Origin of the sequence: Chondromyces apiculatus DSM 436 (genome assembly GCF_000601485.1) — a bacterium.
GTDB lineage: Bacteria > Myxococcota_A > Polyangia > Polyangiales > Polyangiaceae > Chondromyces > Chondromyces apiculatus.
Genome location: NZ_ASRX01000054.1, coordinates 49,147 through 66,269, shown reverse-complemented (window position 1 = coordinate 66,269; position 17,123 = coordinate 49,147). Strand labels below are relative to the sequence as shown.

Below are 17,123 nucleotides of genomic sequence, written 5' to 3'. Positions count from 1 at the left end.
CGCGCCTGCCCCTAGCCCGCGATAAGCTTGATCTGCATCACGTCCCGCGTGTGCAGCGATCCCTCGCGCGCGTACACGTCGTCCACCAGCACCTCGAGCGTCGTCTTGCCGTCGAGGAGCAGCCGTACCACGTAGCTCGTTCCCCGCTGTTCCTCGCTGGCCACCTCGACCGATCTGGGCCTGAGCTTCTCCCGCGCCATCTGGAGGAACCGCGCCGAGTCGGCCATCATCGCGGCGACCAGCGGCCGTAGCTTGTCGTCCTCGATGCTCCCCACATCGTAGAGCGCCTCCAGGAAGCCCGGGGCGCCCTCGAGCAGCGTGTCGCGGAGCCCCCGCGCGAGGTCCTTCACGTCCGTCACACGGTACGGCATCACGGCTTCCTTCATGGCTTGATGGCCTCGATCTGGGCCTGGTACTTCTTCATCTCCGGCGATTCGAGCGTGATGTTCTTCTTCTCCTTGTAATAGGACATGGTGGTCCAGTCGCCCTGCTTCCTGAGCGCCTCGACCTTTGCGGCGTCGTGCTTCACCTTCGTCGCCTTCTCGGCGAACCTGCGGATGTAGCTCGAGAAGATGGGCATGTGCTCCGCGAGCATGTAATCGGAGTGGTCGATCTCATCCTCCTTGATCTTCACCCCCTCGATGACCGCGCCTTTGTAAAACCGCACGTTCACGATGCCGGGATTCGCCTTCCTGTAGTCGGCATTGGCGCCGAACGCGCCGATGCCGCCCTTGAGGTAGGCCCACTCGTCGCCCGAGGACCAGAAGTTCGTCACCGTGCCGCTCACGTGGGTGATCGCGCGGGCAAGCTCTTTTTGCGAGGTGTCGTTGTCACAGTCGAGCGGGCTGCCCATCAGGATGAAGTTGTCGATGGACGTGCCGAGCATCAGGGCGCCGCAGGTGATCAGGGTGCCATTGCTGTGCGCGATCACGTTCACCTGGGCCCCGAGCGTCTTCGCCTGATCGATGAGTTCCTTCAGGCGCACCGCGGCGTGCCCCTGGTAGATGCGGTCGTACCCGAACGCGGGGTTCTCGAACATCTGGTGGACCTCGTCGACCGCGTAGTTGGGGTAGCCGCCCTGGGACGTGTTCTCGTAATCGCCCCATGTGAAGGGCACGATGGCGTAGCGGAGCTTGTGCTCGGCGGTCTTCTCGGCGGCGTCGATCGCGTCCTGGTAGCGGGCCATCTCGGCTTCCACCAGGCCGAACCAGGCGGCGTCGGTGTTCACGCCGTGGACGAGGATGGTCAGGTTGCGGGTGAAGGTCTCGCTCTTCGGTTTGCCCGTCTTGACCTTGAAGGTATGGGACTTGTCGGTGGCCGCCGTGAGCGCGCTCGGCTTCTTGTCGGGGATGAAGACTTTGTCGCCGGGGTGGATGAGGTCCGGGTTCGGGCGCGCGCTCCGGAGCTTCACGTTCGCCGGGTGGTCGTAGAGGGCCCGCCAGTCGGCGAAGCCATGCTGCTTTGCGATGCTGGAGAGGCTCTCCCCGGGCTGGACGACGTGGATGGTGGGCATGGTCCTCCGCCGCGATCAGGTCTCCGCTACCAGGCGCTCCTTGCCTATCAGGCGCTCACCGCGCGATGGTCCACTTCCCGCCGTCCCGGCAGAGCACCACGTTGAACCGCCCGACCATGTTCTCCACGGTCGTCACCCGCAGGCGCAGCGGGCTCCTCCCCTCCGCGTCCACGAGCTGCACGAGCCTCCTGTCGCCGAGCAGCTCCATCGTCAGCACCTCCTCCGGGAAGTCCTCCACCGCCACCTCCGGATCCCCCAGCGTACGCGCGATCCCCAGCTTTCGGTTCGCCGTTGCGAGGTCGGGCAGGCCGTACGCGTCCTGGTAATCGCGCGCCTGCTCCCCGCAGGCCCGCACCAGCGCGTCCACGTCGCGGGCCCGGAGCAGCTCCCAGATGTGGCGGTACTCCGCGAGCACCGCGGCGCGCGTCGCCTCGGTGGCCTCGATCGGCGGCGCCGACGTCCAGGACCAGGGCAGGAACGGTGTGTCGAGCTGGAAGGGCTGCGTCGCGGTGAGCCCGGCGTGGCGGACGAAGGGGGGGATCGCCGTCCCGTAGCCCGGGCTCTCCTCGAAGCCCGCCGGCGTTCCCTCCGGCGCACGGAAGACCAGGGACGCGGCCGGGGTCAGGTCGTCCGCGCCTGGACGGCTCCGGACCCCCAGCGTCACCGCGCACGCCGAGCCGCGGCCCATGGCCGCCTTGCCGCGGGCGGCGCGCACCGAGAGGCTCAGCATGTTCATCCCGGTGATCACGTAGGGATTGACGTCGAACGCCGTCTCCACCCGCCCCGAGGGCAGCCGCAAGACAGGGACGTCGTTCACGCGGATCTCGCAGCTCACGTCGACCGAGAGCACGGAGAGCTCGTAGTAGGGCCGTGGTCCCGCGCCCCCCGGTGTCATCGTCGCGAGCCCGCTCATGCGTCGCCTCCGACGGGATCTTCGTATTTCATGATGTAACCGCCTGGCTCCCAGAGCGGGGTGTCTTTCCAGAAGGTGTATTTGCCCCCGGCACTGGCCTTGCTCTCCGACTGGGACCACTCGAACTTGCCGGACGCGTACATGGAGAACTCCAGCTCAAGGGCGAGCAGCGTCAGGTCCAGCTTGCCCTTGAGGCCCACATCGTCGCTCTCCACCCCGAGACCCAGCGCCACGCCCGTGTGCCCTTCGATCTCGGCGCCTGCGCTGAAGCTCATCAACCATTTCACGCCTGTCGCAGCCTTGGCCTTGGCGGTGAGGCTCGCCACGACCTTCACCGAGAGCGGCTTTGCCCCGACCTGCACCCGCTTGTCCGCGGGGCTCTTCTTCGCCTCCAGCGCGAAGCCGATGCGCCCCGCGAGCGCGAAGAGGAGCTTGATCTCGATCCCCTCCGCCTCGGCCCAGGCCCGCGCCTTGAGCAGGAACGCGGCGATCGGGGCGAGCGCCGGGAACTTCCCCAGGGTCTTGATCAGGAGCTCCAGGACATCGGCCTCCAGCTTGGCGCCGAAGAGCGGATCGGCCTCGAATTCGATGCTCCACTCGTGCCCCACGCGGAGCGAGCCGTCGAGTTCCTTGAACCCCCCCGTGTAGGCCAGGGAGAGGTTCGGGAGCTCGAGCACGAGGTCGAGGCCGATGTATGTCGAGACGATGTGACAGAAGGTGTCGATCGCCTTCTTGACGTACAGGTTGACGGCGGAGAGTGACTTCAGCTTGCTCTCGTACTCGATGCCGAGCTTCTTCGAGAGCTGGCCGTACTTGATCTCCCCCTCGAACTCGAAGGACCACTCCGTGTGCGCTGGCCGCCCGCGGCGCTCAACCTTCCCGGTCTGCTTCGCCTTGGCGAGCGCCTTGTCGGATCGCTTCTCCGCGTCCAGCGCGATCCCGAGCGAGACCGACACCTCGTACGCCGGGTAGACGCGGACGACGGCCGGGAGCACGGAGGCGCCGTGGCACGCGTGGGGCGCGAGGCGGAACTCCACGGGCTTCTTGTCCCACGGCCAGAGGGAGAAGGCCCCACCCACGGAAGAAGCGCTGTAGTAGGCGTCGAAGCTTGCCTTGCTCTCCGTGAACGCCAGCGTGCTCCCGTCCGGGCGCGTCACCACCAGGACCTCTCCGGCGTGCTGGCTGCAATGCTTGCCCGTGAGCGTCGCCTGGATCGTGTCGCCCTTCCCCTCCCAGGCGCCGAGCACCTCGATCACCTTCGAGGGCGTCTTCACGCCCTTCGGCGCCGGCAGCGTCAGCTTCTTCTTGCGCTCCCTGTCGTGCTTGCACGCGACCACGAGCTGGCTGACCTGGCACTCTTCCCGCAGCGGCGGGGGCGGCTCCGCGACCTCCTCCTCAGGCTCCTCGAGATCGACGTCGCCCTCCTCGATGGGCTCGGCGTGATCCGGGAAGCTCACCTTGCACTGTCCAGCGGGGATGCCCTCGAGGCGTGCCTTGCCGTTCTCGTCGAGATAGCCCTCGACGACCTCCCCGTTCGGCAATTCGACGACATAGCGCGCGTGGGGGACGGGATCGTGTGGCGCCTCTTCCGCGCGGAGCTCGATCTCGATCCAGTGCTTCTCGACAGGTTGCGGCGCCGGGTTGGGCTCCGGCTCCGGAAGCGCGGCCGCCTGGAGGGGCGGGGCGGGAGGCAGCGCAGGGCGCTCGAACACCAGCACCAGCGAGCCCGCCGCGATCCGCGTCGCGAGCGCCTCGATCACGGCCTCGTCCTCCATGAGCCCGACACGGGCACCGGAGAGATCTTGAGCGAGCAAGGCGCGCAGGCCCTCCATGCTCCCGGAGGCCTCGGCTATCTGGTGGAGCACGGCCAGCGCGGAGGCCTTCCCGTGATGGCGTTTCCGACCGATATGAAGGAGCTCGCCGCCGCTCCGCCGGATGATCACGGCTTACGAGCCTCCGTGCCGCCAGCCGCACCGGCCGCTGACCTAAAAAAGGAGACCCGAGTGACCGGCAAGCGTCAAGCGCCCATGCGCAGGAGTTCCTGTCCCGTCTCTCGCGTCTCGCGCTGCCCGTGCACCCTGGCCCTGGCCCCCGTGATACCCTCGCCCCTCACGCCGCCCGCTGCTCCATCCGCTCCCCCGCGACCCCATGCCCTACGCGCAGGACAACACGATCCTCGCTATCGCGACGCCGCTCGGCGCGAACGAGGTTTATCTCATCTCCCTCCGCGGCGAGGAGCGCGTCTCGGGCCTCTTCCGCTTCGATCTCGACCTCGCTTCTCCGGAGCGGGCGCTCGACTTTGCAGCCCTGGTCGGGCAGGGCGTCACCGTCACCATCCGCCTCTCGGCCGGTGGGGCCCGCGTCCTCCACGGCGTGGTCACCCGCCTGCGCCAGGCCGGGCGCGTGCACGCAGGGGGCGGCGAGCCGCAGACCATCTACCGGGCGGAGGTCCACCCCTGGCTCTGGTTCCTCACCAGGACCACGGACAGCCGCATCTTCCAGGAGAAGAGCGTGCCCGACATCGTGAAGCAGGTCTTCGATGACCTCGGCTTCGCGGACTACAAGGACGGGTGCACAGGCAGCTACCAGCCGCGCGAGTACTGCGTGCAGTACCAGGAGACGGCGTTCGACTTCGTCTCTCGGCTCCTCGAGGAGGAGGGCATCTACTACTACTTCACGCACGAGGACGGGAAGCACACCCTCGTCCTCGCGGACGACAGCGGTGGCAGCTTGCCCTGCCCGGATCTCGCCGAGGTGCGGTACGTCAGCGCGGCCGAGAGTTCGACCCGGGACGAGGACGTCATGACCGAGTGCGAGCTCACCCAGGAAGTGGTGGCGGGCGCCTGGGCGGCGACGGATTACAACTTCCAGACACCGGAGACCTCGCTGCTCAGCGAGGCGGCGGGGGAGGACCCCAAGCTCGCGCTCTTCGAGTACCCGGGCGGCTACCCTGACAAGGGCGCGGGTGACGCGATCGCGCCGAAGCGCATCGAGGCCGAAGAGGCCGTGCAGAAGCGCCTCGTGGGGGCCTCCTTTTGCCGGGCCTTCATTCCTGGCCACACCTTCAAGCTCACCCTGCACGACAGGGACGACGCGAACGCCGAGTACCTCCTGCTCGGGGTCGTGCACACGGCGGACAACGATGATTACCAGAACACCTTCGAGGCCCTTCCCAAGGAGAAGGCCTACCGTCCCCCGCGCCTGACGCCGAAGCCTTCGATCCCGGGCGCGCAGACCGCGGTGGTGGTCGGCAAGGGCGGCGAGGAGATGTGGGTCGACGAGCACGGGCGCATCAAGGTGCAGTTCCACTGGGATCGTTACGGCCAGAAGGACGAGAACAGCTCGTGCTGGATCCGCGTCGCCCAGGGCTGGGCCGGGCAGGGCTGGGGCATCTGGTTCCTGCCCCGCATCGGTCAGGAGGTGGTCGTCGCCTTTCTGGGGGGGGACCCGGATCGGCCGCTCGTCACCGGCGCGGTGTACAACGCCACGCAGACGCTTCCCTACGGGCTCCCCGGTGAGCAGACGAAGAGCACCATCCTGTCCCGCTCCTCGAAGGAGGGGAGCGCGGGCAACGAGCTGCGTTTCGAGGACAAGAAGGACAGCGAAGAGCTGTACATGCACGCCCAGAAGGACATGAGCGTGGAGGTCGAGAACGACTGGACCATTGCGGTGAAGCACGACCAGTCGATCACCATCGACAATGACCAGACCCTCGCGGTGGGCAACGACCGCACGGTGACGGTGGCCCAGAACCAGACGACCACCGTCGAGGAGGGGGACTATTCGCTCACCGTGTCGAAGGGCAACCGCACGGTCGACGTCTCGAAGGGCAACGAGGCGCACTCGGTGAAGGGAACACGGGACGTCAGCGTCGAGGGCGCAGAGACGCACGCGAACAAGGCGAATTTCACGCACGACGTGAAGGGGAACTACGTGCTCAAGGTGAAGGGGAACCTCGTCATCGAGGCCAAGAGCGTGACCATCAAGAGCGAGAAGGCGATGACGCTCAAGTCCGGCGACGCGCTGAAGGGGGAGGCCGCCAAGGACATCACCCTGAAGGGCGGCGGGAAGGTCACGATCAAGGGCAGCGAGGTGAAGGCGAACTGAGGGCGTGCAGGTGTCCATCACCGAGGCGGAGGTCTTCGGGCAGGCCGTCGATCAGGCGGGCTTCCTCTGGTGCCAGCGCGCCAGCGCGGTGAGAGATCCGCGCTACACGCTGAAGGATCTGGCGGAGCTCGATGCGCGGCTCGCGGCGCAGATGGCGCTGTTGCGGCGGGGGGGGAAGACCGGGTTCGCGCTTGCGGTGGACGCGGCGGGTGAGGGCGGGGCAGGGGAGGTGTTCGCGGCGCTGGTGCTGGCGCTCGCGCGGCACGATCGGGAGGGGATGGCGCCGCTGCTCGCGCAGGGCATGGAGGCGCCGGAGGTCGCGCGCGGGGTGGTGTCGGCGCTGGGGTGGGCGTCGGCCGAGGAGGTGCGCGAGGTGCTGCCAGGGCTGCTCGCGGCAGAGGCGCTGCCGGCGCTCCAGGCGATGGGGATCGCGGCGTGCGCGGTGCGGCGGCGGGATCCAGGGGCGGGGCTCGGGCAGGCGATGCGTGCGGAGGAGCCGCGGCTGCGGGCGCGCGCGCTGCGGGCGGTGGGCGAGCTGGGGTACGAGGAGCGGCTCGCGGAGGTGCGGCCGGCGCTCGGGGCGGAGGATGCGGGGGTGCGGCTGTGGGGAGCGTGGTCCGCGGCGCTGCTGGGGGATCGGGGCGGTGTGGACGCGCTGCTGGAGATCGCGGCCGCAGGGGGAGCCGCCGGGGAGCGGGCGGTGACGGTGGCGATGCCGCGGCTCGGGGCGCTGGCCGGGGTGCGCTGGGTGAGGCGCCTGCCCGAAGCGGGGCCGGCAGCCCGGGTCGCGGTGGTTGCTGCGGGGGCGCTCGGAGATCCGGCGCTCGTGCCCTGGCTCCTGGAGCGGCTGCGTGCGCCGAAGCTCGCACGGTGTGCGGGGGCGGCGCTGACGTTGATCACGGGGGTGGATCTCGTGAAGGAGAAGCTTGAGGGGGCCGCGCTGGAGGAGACAGGGCCGAGCGACGCGCCGGAGGACGAGGATGTGTCCGTGGATGGCGATGAGGGGTGGCCATGGCCCGATGCGGCGGCGGTGGAGCGGTGGTGGGCGCGGCGCCGGAGCGACTTCGCGGCGGGGCGCCGGCACGTGCTGGGAAAGCCGGTGGAGCTCGCGTGGGTGCAGGAGGTGCTGCGGGTCGGGACGCAGCCGGCGCGGCAGGCGGCGGCAGTGGAGCGCTGCATCGCGCGGCCGCGGCAGGGGCTGTTTGAGGTGCGGGCGCGCGGCGACCGGCAGCGGGCGGAGCTGGGGGAGAAGTAGAGGCGGCCAGTCAGCCGAGCCACGCCACCGGATCGTAGAAATTGAGGTGGGGGATGGCGCGGCGCTCCAGTGCTCTCTTCACTCGCTCGTGGATGACGATTCCCGTGATGCACTCCGCTAGCCGGAACATGAGCAAGTCCAGCGATCGCTCCTCGTCAATCGACAGGCTCTCGAAATCGGTGTCGATGAGTGGCGATCCAGAGGGGGCTTCCCAGGACGATTGCGACAGGTCAGCGCACGAGACGACGCCGACGATGTTGGTGGCTTTGTAGTTCGAATGCGACGTGTTCGTGGACGGGTCGCGCACGACGGTATGATAATGGTCCAGGTTGTTGACGCCCGCATCCCTGAAGGCAAGCACCATCTGGTCCGAAAAGAGAAGGATGCCGGCGTCGAACATGGGGACGAGCACCCCAGGGTACTCACCGTCGAGATCTACCTGTACGGGTTCAGGGGGAGGATCCTCGAAGCGGTGGCCTCGCTGCCACGAGATGGGAGTGTTGAGCACACCGCCAATGCGTGCGCGCTCCTCGTCCAAGGGACCGAAGCAGCCGAGAAGGTAATACATTTCACCCTAGGCCTCAGCCTGTGCGCATCTTCTTAAGTGTCGCCCGCGCTGCAGACATCTGCTGCCGTGCCTCCTCCTCGGAGATCGCGAGCTGATACATCACCGCGAAGCGAGAGGTCATCACTGGCATCCTCCATTGCTTCGGAGAGCCGAGCAGGAGTTTCTTGATGGTTTTTGCCGTCTCATAGAGGCGTCCCAGCAGGTTGTAGGGCGGCTCGTAAGGCTCTTTATCCTTGCCATCCAGCGGGCAATTCTCCTTTCCGCATCCCTTCCCGCTGCGCCCGGCGACCTCCCTATCCAGCCTGATCGCGATCTTGTTCAGCCGGTTGATCACCCACTCCGAATAGGCGGTATGCCGATCATGGAACTGGCGATTTTTCGACTTCATGAATGCGTAAGCGTAGTCCTGCTTCTTGAGCGAACCCCCTGGGTAATACTCATCGTCGCAGAGGTTCACGCCGTTCGCGGCGGCATTAACGTCGTATCCAATGTCGCTTGTGACGTAATTCTTGTTCGCCTTGTTCACCCACTTGTGCAGATCGCTATGCGGCCAGGATTCGTTCCCAGGCAGCACATGGTGCGCTGCGAGCTTCGCCCTGTGTTCTTTCCCGTCGATGCTGACGTGGAAGTATTGCTCCTCGCCCATGTTCTTGGCGAGCTTTGCGGCATCATTCTTGGTGTTAGGCGGAGGAAGGATGTTGTGCTTTTCGTGCTTCTGGCCATCGTGCTCGAACGGGCACTCCCAGGGGCCGTCTACCGAAGGGATCGAAATCGATTCACCGATGTTCGTCATCGTCGTTCTCCGGTCGCTCGCTCAACCCATGATGTTCTTCTTGTTGTGAAACAGCGGATCCCCCAGCCGGCACACGTTCTTCCCCTCGAACTTCACGTCGAACGAATACATCATGAACTCGCACTCCCCCCGGTTGCACCCGCTCACCACCCCGCCCGCGGTCCCCGCCTCGTCGCCGCTCGACTTGGCGTACTTGGCCCCCTTCACCATGGGCATCTTCCCGTCGCACTGCACCTTCTTCGGCCCGTCCGACGTGTCGGTCGCCTGTCCGATGTTGGGGTAGGGGATCGGGATCGGCCCCGCCGGCGGTGCCGGCGTCTTGCACACATCGGGCATGACCATGCTCATGCCGCCGCTGTCCTTGTGCACCACGCCACGCATGTTCGCGAACACCGTCGTCCCCATGGTCTACCTCGTCATCGCTCCTGTGGCTTGCTGAGCAGCGCGGCGCCTCGCGCTGCCAGATCCGACGAACCCCACACCAGGCACCGCGGCGCGCGCTGCCCCTCCGCGACGGCCATCGCCGCCAGCCCCACCATCATCGCCCCGAGTCCCGCGCCCGCGTCGCCGACGCAGTCGGCGGGGTGATCCATGGTGTGGTCCTCCACGAAGCGCTTCCTGTGCCGCAGGAAGGCGACCCCCCACTCCTTGGCGAAGAAGTTCTCTCCGTTGAACCCCGCGTAGACCGCGCGCACCGGATCCCCTGGCGCTGCCGCGAAGACCGCCCGGAAGGCTGCATCCAGCCCGTCGCCCTTGTACGGCGTGTCCTTTGCGTACCGGTGGCCCAGCTCTTCCGCCACACCCACGCCCTCCATCCGCGCCAGCGCGCCGCCGCCCGCGCCGTCGCCCGCCCCCGGTCGCGTCAGCAGCAGGAACGCCGCGCCCTCGCCGGGGATGGCGCCGTCGAACACGCCGTCGGCGCGGAGGCGCTCTTCGAGGTCGAGCGTTCCGAGCAGGTACAGGTCGAGGAGTGTGTCGACGCCGCCCACCACCACCCGAGGGTATCGCCTCGCCGCGAGGCCCTCCAGCGCCGCGGCGAGGGCGAGGAAGACACCCGCGCGGCCGGCGGGGAAGACGCGGCTGTGGGCGAGGGCGAGGGCGCGTCCGGACTGCCTGGCGAGATGCTCCAGGAAGACAGGTCCGATGGGCGCGGGGCGACCCGCGGGGAAGGGCTCGGGGCCGGCGAGCAGAAGGGGGAGAGGTGTGGGAGGGAGGCCGTCCAGGCACTCCTGGAGGGCGGGGCCGGCGAGGCGGAGCATGCGCATCTGGCGCGAGGTCAGGCCGAGCACGGCGTCCACCTCGGGGATGAGGGGCGGGAGATCGGGCGTGGCGACGAGCGCCATCACCAGGGGGTTGAAGCGGCGATCGAGGATCGAGCCCGCCTGGAAGCGAGCGATGCCCGCCTGGACCGCGGCGGCGGTCACCTCGGCGCTCAGGCCCACGGGGCTGACCATGCCCACGCGGACGATGTCGGCACCTCCAGGGCTCATCGGGGGGCCCCGGCGAGGGTCAACCGTTTCACCGCGATCTCCACGAGCTTCACCTTGAGGGTGCGCTTGTCGCACCCAACGGCGCCGAGCCACACCATCGCCAGTCGGCCCGGCGTGGGCTCGAGCACCACCGTTTGCAGCTTCATCGGAGGTCGGGCGACGTCGCGCGCGATGGTGACGGCGACGTCGAGGTCGCAGGCGGGGAGCGGGAAGATCAGGGGATCCACGGAGGCGCCCTCGACGTGCACCGGCTCGCCGCCGCGGAGGTGGCCAGGGCACACCAGGTCCGGGTGCGCGGCGTTGAAGAAGCGGGGCTGGAAGTCCTTGGGGAGGTAGGGGGCACGCGTCTCCTGCCAGGCATCGTCGTACGTGCCGGCGTAGCGCCGCCGTGGCTCCCACGAGGCGGCGATGAACCCGAAGCTGGCCGGTGCAGGGCGATCGCGGGGGCTCGTGATGAGCTGTCGGGGATCCTCGAGGTTCGGGAGCTTGCGCATGGCCTGATCCTCCGGCGCCTTGCGCATGCCGAAGCCGATGCCGACGGGGTTGCGCCAGTCGATCTCCAGAGGGCCCTTCTCGGGGTCGTGCTTGCTGACACCGCCGAAGGCGTGCTCGTAGACGAGGGGGATGCGCTCGAAGGGGATGGGCGGTGAGATCCGCAGGTCCAGGGGGCCGCGCCAGGTGCGCTCGCCGAAGACGCGGACGGTCTTGGTCACCGGGCCGATACGGAGGGAGACGTCGCGCTGAGGGACGGGGCGTCCGCGCGGAGCCCAGGCGTCTCCGAGCAAGGCGATGTCGGTGGCGGGCTTGCCGAGGTGGAGGTCTGCGGCGTGCTTGAGGCTGGAGGCGCCTGGCTCGCCCCAGTATTCGTCCGCGAGCTTGAGCGGCTCCTGTACCTCGGCGACCTGAAGGGCGCCGCCGCGCACGGTGAAGGTGGCGCGCACGGCGACGTAGAGGGTGTCGACGCCGGCCGCATCGGGGAAGAGCGCCATGCTCGCCTTGAACGGGGAGGTGTTCTTGAGCTGGAGCATGGGGGCACTGGCACCGAGCCTATTCCGAGCGACGGGCCGCTGCGCCCCGCAGGGCGAGCCCGCCGAGCCGCTTCTCCACGATGGGGCGCCCTTTGCGGCTCCCGCCGAGCCAGGCGGTGTACCCGAGCAGCGCCCCATGCCGTCGCCCGAGGCGCGCCGCTGGCGCCTCTTCGGCGCGCAGGCGGAGCAGGACCGTGAAGCTCAGCATCTCTCCCGCGTAGAACCGCGTGAGGGTGCACAGGGGGCCGAGCATGTCGCCCGCCGGCAGGAGGCGCAGGTACTGCACGAGCGGCAGCGGGCCGACCACCAGCTCGAACGCTGCCTCCTGATCCCAGGCGCGCCGCCCCAGGATGGCCTCGCGGCCGAGGCGCCGGTTCGTGCCCCGCGGGCCGATGCGGGTCTGATCGCTCGGCTCGATGGGGTGCCACGCGCCCGTGAGCGGCGTGCCCTCCACGGGCACGTCGAGGTGGTGCCTGAGGAGGGCCTCCAGCCCCGCCATGGACCGGACCTCGCGGGCGAGCAGGCCCGCGGGATGGAGCAGGGCGCGGTCGCTCACCTCGCCGAGGCGGTCCCGCAGCGAAGGGAGGCCGAGGCCCAGCAGCGCGTACAGGTAGCGCGCGGCGTCGTCCTGCTCGGGAGAGGTGATGCCCAGGCCGATGCGGTGGCGTCGGCGGCTGCGGTAAAGGATCGACAGCAGGCGGTGGTGGAAGATGTCGAGGAAGTCGCGGATGGAGAGATCGCCGCGCGCGGCGCGCTGGTAGGCCAGCTCGGCGAAGGGCGCGGGGAGGGGGCCGAGGGCGCCGGCGAGGCTGAGGAAGTTGACGGTCAGCTCGGGCTGCGCGCCAGGAAGCTCCGGGCGCCTGGCCTTCGCGATGTCGGCCTCGGGGAAGGCGAGATCGAGGGTGGCGCGGAGCCGGACCGCTTCGGCCGTGGGCTCGGCGCCCTCGCCCAGGGAGCGGGTGCCCGGGGCGCGCGCTTCGAGCAGCGCCACCGCCTGGAAGAAATCGAAGCGGTAGCCCTCGGCAAACAGCCAGTCCTCTAGAGGAGCGGCCTTGCCCCAGCCATGGGTGGCCATCGCTTCCAGACCTCCTCGCGGGCGGTGCTCTTCAGCACCAGCTCGGTGAACGTGTTGATGTGCGCGTAGAGCGAGAGGAACCGACCCAGCACCTCGGCAAAGAGCAGGGGGCTCTGGCCGACGAACTGCTCCTCGTCGAAGGTGAGCGTCACCTCGGTGCCGCGGCAGAATCCGCGCCAGGCGTCAGGCCCGGTGCGGCGCGCGACGGTGCGCGCGGAGACCGCGGCGATGCCCTGGATCTGGCGCTCGGCGTCGGGGATCTGGTCAGGGAGGTACACGCGCAGGATCTCCCGCAGGGCGTCGAGGCCGCTCGGGCCGGAGAGCGAGAGGTGGTTGAGCGAGAGGTTGGAGACGAGGCGCCAGAGGGCCTGGCCCGCGAGGGGAGGATCGCGCTGGGGGGTGGGCTTGGTGAGGCAGGAGATGGTGCCCACGGCGGCGCCGCGCTCGGGCTGCAGCCGGACGCCGGCGCTCATCTCCTCGGGGAGATCGCGGTTGGTGCAGAGCACCGAGGCGTACACGGCCCTGGAGGGGGGTTGGGCCGGGGAGAATGTCGTGTCGACGAAGGAGAGGAAGACATCCGTGCCGGGGACTTCCTCGCGATCGGTGGCCACGCGGCGGGCGTGCCAGAAGGCGCGCGGGCCCGCACCCTCGCGATGGTGGCTGAAGGAGAAGAAGGGCGCGTAGTCGATCTGCTCGGCCTCGCCCGGAGCGGTGGCGGTGACGCGCAGGATGGAGTGAATCTCCGTGGTGCGCTCGCGCCGCGCGTCGGGGACGAGGCGGTACTCGGGGAAGCGTCCGTCGACGCGGATTGGCTCGGTGGTGCGCGGAAACAGGTTGATGATGGGGGTGCAGCCGAGCTGGAAGGTGTCGGCGCGCACGACGAGGCTCGCGGGCGGACGCCGGTCGAGGAGGAAGAGGATCTGCATCGCCGCGCCCTCGGGCAGGGCTCCGAGCTCGACGTCGCAGAAGAGGAACTTCTCCGGGAAGGCGAAGTACTCCTGCAACCAGCGGTGGCCGGCGTGCGCGTGGGTGGGGTAGGGGAGGGCGTCCTCGTCCGCGCCGAAGCCGACCGGGTGCAGGCGGGCCTCGCCGACGGGACGGCCCTCCGCGTCGGCCACGAGCACGCGCAAGGTGTGGCCGAAGAGCAGCTCGTAGAGGCGGTAGCCGACCATCCCGCCGGCGTTCAGGTAGAAGCGCAGGCGTGTCGGGCCGAGCGCGCGCAGGGGAGGGCCGCCGCTCCTGAGCTGGAGCTGTAGCGCGGCCATCACCCCGGAGGCGCCGGAGGGCAGGTCGAGCTTCTCCGGAGCAGTGAAGCCGGCGCTCTCCACGGCGATGGGCCAGAGGGTCACCGGGTAGCAGGTGCGGAAGCGGCAGGTCGGTCCACCGCGCGCCTCCGCGAAGAGCGGGGTGTGGCGCTCGATGACGAGGCCGGAGGTGAGCTTGCTGTCCTTCGGCTTCACGTCGAAGGCGGCGATCGCCATGGAAGGGACGGGGCTCTGCAGGGGAGGGTAGAGGACGCCGAGGAGTGCGGTGGTCAGCTCCGGGAGATCGCTGTCCAGGCGGTGCTGGAGGCGCGCCGTCAAGAAAGCAAACGACTCCAGGAGGCGCTCCACGTGAGGATCGGAGCAGTGGCGCCCTTCCAGGCCGAGCCGGGGAGCGATCTTGGGGTAGGCCGCGGAGAACTCGGCGCCGCGCTCGCGCAGATAGGCGAGTTCGCGGGCGTAAAGATCGAGCAGCTCCGCGTCGTTGTGGGCCGTGCTCATGTTCCCTCCGGCAGGGGCATGTCGAAGCTGAGCGGCTCGCGGACGCGCTCGGTGACGAGCACCGCGCGGATGGCGACGACGAGGCGCGTGCCGCCGTCACGGCGATCGAGCAGCTCCACCTCGACGCGCTGCAGGCGCGGCTCGAAGGCTTCGATGGTCTGGCGCAGGAGGCGGGCGACGCGGAGCCGGTCCTCCTTGACGAGGGCGCGGCCGCCGAGTTCGAGATCGGGCAGTCCGTAATCGAGGGTGGTGCGCTGCCGGGTGAGGGCGACGTCGCCCGTGATCGGGCAGCGCGTCCCGAAGAGCCGGGTGAGCTCGCGGTGGATCGACGCGCGCAGCTCGTCGCGGTCGAGGCTTCGCTTCGGACGGGGCTCGCTCCGCTGGTACCGGTGCTCGTCGACCAGCCGATCGAAAAGGGGCACGCGCCCGGCGTCGTTGGCCCCCCAGTCGTTGCCCATTCTCCGGAGGCTCCGCCGCTACTTGCCCGTGTTCTGTTCGAGGCTCCACGCCGCCGCGGCCTTGCCTTTGGCGCCGCCCGGAGCCGTCTGGAGCTGCTGAGCGTACTCCCAGCTGATCTTCTTGTAGTTGAAGGTCACGGTCTCGATGGGCTGATCCGCGCCGCCGCCTACGGAGACCGAAGTGACGATGCAGCTTTCGAAGGTGTACTGCATGTATTTGTGCGGTGCTCCGGCAGCGTCGGCCTTCCACACGTGCACCTTCATGGCCTTGATGTCCTCGCCGCCCGAGCATTTGAGGTTGAGCGTCGGCGAGGTGATGTCGAGGTACTTGGTGACGGTGAAATCCTGGTGCACCGCGCGGCCGCTGGCGCGGCTCGTGTTCGAGGGTCCCGCCGTGAGCGGCATTGAGACCCCGTGGTTGAACGACAGGAGTTCAACCATTTCCTTGCCCTGTGCGGACGTGCTCTCGCCCTTGATACCCTCAATCTCCCAGAAGACATTCTGCATGACGCTCTCCTCCTCTGCCTCTACCCTGTGATCGAACCCCGCTCGCCCACGGAGGCGCGCTATCTACCCCTATCACAGGGCGCGATGCGTGCGGGCAACCATCGTGGGGCGGCTCACCCCGCCCCGGTGTTTCCAGCTCAGCCCGCGGGGGGGGGCAGCTCGGCGACGAGCCGCATCGAGACCGAGAGTTCATTGAGCTGGAAATGCGGCTTCAGGAAGACCACTGCGCGGTAGGCCCCGGGCTTGCCGGCCACCTCGGCGACGTCGACCCGCGCCTCGCGGAGCGGCAGCCGGGCCTTGGTCTCCTGGCCGGCGTTGTCGTTCAGCAGGACGTATTCGGCGACCCAGTTGTTGAGGTAATTGGCGACGACGTCGCGGCTCGCGAAGGTGCCGATCTTGTCGCGCATGATCACCTTGATGTAGTGCGCGAAACGTGATGACGCGAGGATGTACGGGAGCTGCGCGCTGAGGCGCGCGTTCGCGTTCGCCTCCGGAAGGTTGTACGCCTTCGGCTTGTTCGCCGTGCTTCCGCCGAAGAACGCCGCCTGCGCGCTGTTCTTCTTGTAGCAGAGCGTGATGAAGCCGAGTTCTGACAGCTCGTTCTCGCGCCGGTCGGTGATCGCCACCTCGGTCGGGCACTTGGCGATGACGTCGCCTTCGCTGGTCCTGAAGGTGTGCACCGGCAGGTTCTCGACCAGGCCGCCACCTTCGACGCCGCGAATGGCCGCGCACCAGCCATAGAGGGCGAAGGCGTTCGTGATCCGCTGGGCGAGCGCGTAGGCCGCATTGCCCCAGAGGAAGTTCTGATCCCCCTCGCCGACCTGCTCTTCATACTGGAAGCCCTCGACCGGGGTGCCCTTCGGGCCGTAAGGCAGGCGCATGAGCACGTGGGGGAGCACGAGGCCCACGTAGCGAGAGTCCTCGGTCTCGCGGAACTCGCGCCACTTGATGAGGGTGGTGCTCTCGAAGACCTTCGCGAGATCCCCGGGAACGCCGATCTGGGCGAAGGTTGGCATGTCGAAGAGTTCGGGCGAGGCCCCCGCGATGAATGGGGCGTGCGCCGAGGCCGCGACCTTCGACATCTCCGTGAGGAGGTTGACGTCCGGGTTCGTGCCGTCGAACTCGTAATCGCCGACGAGCAGCCCGTAAGGGGCGCCTCCGAAGGTGCCGTACTCCTCCTCGTACACCTTGCGGAAGACCGCGCTTCGGTCGAAGTCGGCCGCGGCCTCGACGTCCTTTCGCAGCTCGTCCTTCTTCACGTTGAGCACGCGAAGCTTGAGGCGCGTCGAGGTCTCCGTGTTCGTCACCAGGTAGTGGAGGCCGCGCCACCGCGACTCCAGCTTCTGGACCTCCTTGTGGTGCAAGATCGCGTCGAGCTGGGCGCTGATGCGCGCGTCGATCTCGGCGATCCGTGCCTCGATGGACGCGACCGTGTCCTTGTCGACCTTCATCTTCTGGTCGACGACCTGGTTCACGAACTCGTCGACGAGGTCGCGGGCGTGCCGCTTCTGCGACTCGACGTTGCCTCGTACCATCCCCTGGGCGAGGATCTGATCCAGCAGGCTCATCTCCTCGGTCGAGGAAGCTCCCGCTGTCGTGCCCTGCGTGCTGGTCTCTTCAGCCATGGCTTGTCCCTCCACTCTCTCCCTGCCC

The 17,123-nt window shown here is 68.5% G+C and carries 16 protein-coding genes; 2 read left to right on the top strand and 14 right to left on the bottom strand.

The genetic code is table 11. The annotated features are described in order from the left end of the window. Positions 1-11 precede the first annotated feature (11 nt). Genes CAP_RS29365 through CAP_RS45820 form a run of 4 tightly spaced genes read right to left on the bottom strand, consistent with a single transcriptional unit; the run spans position 12 to position 4,369 of the window. On the bottom strand, positions 12-371 hold the full coding sequence (locus CAP_RS29365; RefSeq protein WP_156041235.1) for a hypothetical protein: 360 nt from the start codon (positions 369-371) through the stop codon (positions 12-14). Between the two features lie 11 nt (positions 372-382). After that, positions 383-1,513, bottom strand: a complete 1,131-nt coding sequence (locus tag CAP_RS45825; protein WP_052376300.1) for a LysM peptidoglycan-binding domain-containing protein — start codon at positions 1,511-1,513, stop codon at positions 383-385. A 55-nt stretch (positions 1,514-1,568) separates the two neighbouring features. Beyond that, on the bottom strand, positions 1,569-2,426 hold the full coding sequence (locus CAP_RS29355; protein ID WP_044246965.1) for a hypothetical protein: 858 nt from the start codon (positions 2,424-2,426) through the stop codon (positions 1,569-1,571). Beyond that, positions 2,423-4,369, bottom strand: coding sequence for a hypothetical protein (locus CAP_RS45820; protein ID WP_052376299.1), 1,947 nt, complete (start codon positions 4,367-4,369; stop codon positions 2,423-2,425). Before CAP_RS45820 ends, CAP_RS29355 begins: the two co-directional genes overlap by 4 nt. Before the next feature lie 205 nt (positions 4,370-4,574). Between CAP_RS45820 and CAP_RS29345 the strand changes: the two genes are divergently transcribed. Together CAP_RS29345 and CAP_RS45815 are read left to right on the top strand one after the other, a co-directional pair. Next, the gene (locus CAP_RS29345) at positions 4,575-6,533 is read left to right on the top strand and encodes a type VI secretion system Vgr family protein (RefSeq protein WP_044246964.1); all 1,959 of its coding nucleotides are present in this window, start codon (positions 4,575-4,577) and stop codon (positions 6,531-6,533) included. Positions 6,534-6,537: 4 nt separating this feature from the next. Beyond that, on the top strand, positions 6,538-7,788 hold the full coding sequence (locus CAP_RS45815; protein ID WP_052376297.1) for a TIGR02270 family protein: 1,251 nt from the start codon (positions 6,538-6,540) through the stop codon (positions 7,786-7,788). Positions 7,789-7,798: 10 nt separating this feature from the next. Here the strand turns inward: CAP_RS45815 and CAP_RS29335 are convergent, their stop codons facing one another. The 10 genes from CAP_RS29335 to tssC form a co-directional block, all read right to left on the bottom strand. Continuing rightward, positions 7,799-8,356 (bottom strand): hypothetical protein, encoded by a 558-nt coding sequence (locus CAP_RS29335; protein WP_052376295.1) that lies wholly within the window; start codon positions 8,354-8,356, stop codon positions 7,799-7,801. 13 nt (positions 8,357-8,369) lie between these two features. After that, positions 8,370-9,149: an AHH domain-containing protein gene (locus tag CAP_RS29330; RefSeq protein ID WP_044246963.1), complete on the bottom strand. Its 780-nt coding sequence runs from the start codon at positions 9,147-9,149 to the stop codon at positions 8,370-8,372. A 21-nt stretch (positions 9,150-9,170) separates the two neighbouring features. Continuing rightward, a complete protein-coding gene (locus tag CAP_RS29325) occupies positions 9,171-9,554 on the bottom strand; it encodes a DUF4150 domain-containing protein (protein WP_044246962.1) in 384 nt (127 codons plus the stop codon). A gap of 11 nt (positions 9,555-9,565) precedes the next feature. Beyond that, positions 9,566-10,639, bottom strand: coding sequence for a hypothetical protein (locus CAP_RS29320; RefSeq protein WP_052376279.1), 1,074 nt, complete (start codon positions 10,637-10,639; stop codon positions 9,566-9,568). Continuing rightward, positions 10,636-11,667: a DUF2169 family type VI secretion system accessory protein gene (locus CAP_RS29315; RefSeq protein ID WP_044246961.1), complete on the bottom strand. Its 1,032-nt coding sequence runs from the start codon at positions 11,665-11,667 to the stop codon at positions 10,636-10,638. The genes CAP_RS29320 and CAP_RS29315 overlap by 4 nt, the downstream gene beginning before the upstream one ends. A gap of 19 nt (positions 11,668-11,686) precedes the next feature. After that, positions 11,687-12,742 carry a type VI secretion system baseplate subunit TssG gene (tssG, locus tag CAP_RS29310; RefSeq protein WP_044246960.1) on the bottom strand — a complete coding sequence of 352 codons (1,056 nt, stop codon included), beginning with the start codon at positions 12,740-12,742 and terminating at the stop codon, positions 11,687-11,689. Beyond that, a complete protein-coding gene (gene tssF, locus CAP_RS29305; RefSeq protein ID WP_044246959.1) occupies positions 12,706-14,505 on the bottom strand; it encodes a type VI secretion system baseplate subunit TssF in 1,800 nt (599 codons plus the stop codon). The genes tssG and tssF overlap by 37 nt, the downstream gene beginning before the upstream one ends. After that, the gene (tssE, locus tag CAP_RS45810; protein WP_052376277.1) at positions 14,502-14,963 is read right to left on the bottom strand and encodes a type VI secretion system baseplate subunit TssE; all 462 of its coding nucleotides are present in this window, start codon (positions 14,961-14,963) and stop codon (positions 14,502-14,504) included. The genes tssF and tssE overlap by 4 nt, the downstream gene beginning before the upstream one ends. A gap of 18 nt (positions 14,964-14,981) precedes the next feature. Next, positions 14,982-15,470, bottom strand: a complete 489-nt coding sequence (locus tag CAP_RS29295; protein ID WP_044246958.1) for an Hcp family type VI secretion system effector — start codon at positions 15,468-15,470, stop codon at positions 14,982-14,984. A 137-nt stretch (positions 15,471-15,607) separates the two neighbouring features. Next, positions 15,608-17,095 (bottom strand): type VI secretion system contractile sheath large subunit, encoded by a 1,488-nt coding sequence (gene tssC / locus CAP_RS29290; RefSeq protein ID WP_044246957.1) that lies wholly within the window; start codon positions 17,093-17,095, stop codon positions 15,608-15,610. Positions 17,096-17,123: the final 28 nt, after the last annotated feature.